Origin of the sequence: Mesorhizobium sp. M7A.F.Ca.CA.001.08.2.1, assembly GCF_003998455.1 — a bacterium.
GTDB classification, from domain to species: domain Bacteria; phylum Pseudomonadota; class Alphaproteobacteria; order Rhizobiales; family Rhizobiaceae; genus Mesorhizobium; species Mesorhizobium ciceri.
Genome location: NZ_RZPW01001240.1, coordinates 1 through 998, shown reverse-complemented (window position 1 = coordinate 998; position 998 = coordinate 1). Strand labels below are relative to the sequence as shown.

The 998-nt window shown below is 58.1% G+C and carries 1 protein-coding gene; it reads right to left on the bottom strand.

Annotated features, from left to right (window positions below):
• Positions 1-608 precede the first annotated feature (608 nt).
• The coding region (locus tag EN914_RS36505; RefSeq protein ID WP_127389741.1) for a DUF1003 domain-containing protein at positions 609-998 on the bottom strand (390 nt) is incomplete at its 5' end.

Here is a 998-nt window from a genome sequence, read left to right as displayed (position 1 = left end):
GGCGTCTCTATGCTTGCATCAACTCCGCGCCGCCCGCCTCGGGTGGGGAGCCGAGGCGGGCTGAAGCTGTGGGGATCCAGCTTCCGATGCCGGGCAACAGGCGATTGTGCAAGAGGGATTGTCCGGCGCGGCCCAACGCAGGATGGACAGAATGTTCCGGGAGTTTTGGTGAGGCGAAAATAATTGGCCAAGAGCCAGAAGCACGGCGCAGGATACGGCATGTAAGACTTGCCGGCGTGCGATCCAGTCAGCAGCTCGGGCCAAGATCCGAATCCTGGATGTGAGTTTCTGGACCTTGCTGAGCATTTAAGAGTTGAGGTACGGCCGTTATGATCTGCGGCAGAAAGAAGGGCTTGGTGATCATATTATGCTGTTGGGAACACCTTCGGCTCCCCAGTGTACCTCGCTATCGCCGCTGATACGCTGCCGCGATCGATTGACGTCCTGAGGTCGCCTTGGACAACGCCAAGACGGGCTTGGTGCTTCGACAGCCAAGTGCCAGACGATGAGGACGATTGCAGGCCTACAGCAGCCGCGCGAATGGTTTCTCGCTGTAAGCTCGTGTTGGGTTGGTACGCTGCGGCGGCTTGCCGGCGCGGTCGCTTTGATCAAGCTTCCTGCTGATCTTCAGAAGCCTGCTGGATTTGGGTCATCACCTTTCGGGGATCGACATTCTCTGCCAGTTGCCGCAGCTCTTTGTCGGCCGGGGTGGAGACATTCAGACGCACCGCCAAGGCAGCCACCATCTCGATCAGCCGCGTGGTTTCATGTTCGTTAAGGAGGCTGATCTGCAAATCCAGTTCCGCTCGGCGCTCGCTGTGTTCGGCCATTCTGTTCTGATTGATCAGCACGAAGGTAGACAGGAAGATTGCCTCGACGGAAGCGACCATGGCCAGGATCACGAAAGTTGGGTCCCAAGCTGGGATGGCTGGCATCGCGCCTAGGTTTGCAAGGATCCAGGCCACGAGGATTGCGAGATGCAGATAGACGAAAGTCAT